The sequence below is a fragment of the Nonomuraea mesophila genome, from assembly GCF_004352805.1.
In the GTDB taxonomy this organism is placed as follows: Bacteria; Actinomycetota; Actinomycetes; order Streptosporangiales; family Streptosporangiaceae; genus Nonomuraea; species Nonomuraea longispora.
Genome location: NZ_SMLD01000420.1, coordinates 1 through 423, shown reverse-complemented (window position 1 = coordinate 423; position 423 = coordinate 1). Strand labels below are relative to the sequence as shown.

Annotated in this window: 1 pseudogene; it reads right to left on the bottom strand. The window is 69.5% G+C overall.

Going from position 1 to position 423, the window contains the following annotated elements:
- Window positions 1–423: pseudogene (locus E1295_RS48370) on the bottom strand (polyketide synthase); the annotation flags it as partial.

Below are 423 nucleotides of genomic sequence, written 5' to 3'. Positions count from 1 at the left end.
CCTCGGTCAGCAACTGCACCGCACCCGCCGACCAGTCCACATGCGGCGACGGCTCATCAGCATGCAACGTCCGCGGCAGCACACCGTTGCGCAGCGCCATGACCATCTTGATCACACCGCCCACACCCGAGGCCGCCTGTGTGTGCCCGATGTTGGACTTCAGCGATCCCAGCCACACGGGCCGGTCCTCGGGCCGCTCCTGGCCATAGGTGGCCAGCAACGCCTGGGCCTCGATCGGGTCGCCCAGGGTCGTGCCGGTGCCGTGCGCCTCGACCGCGTCCACCTCGGCCGGCGACAGACCCGCGTTCGCCAGCGCCTGACGGATCACCCGCTGCTGCGAAGGACCGTTCGGAGCCGTGATCCCGTTACTCGCACCATCCTGATTGACCGCACTACCCCGCACCACGGCCAGGACCCGGTGGC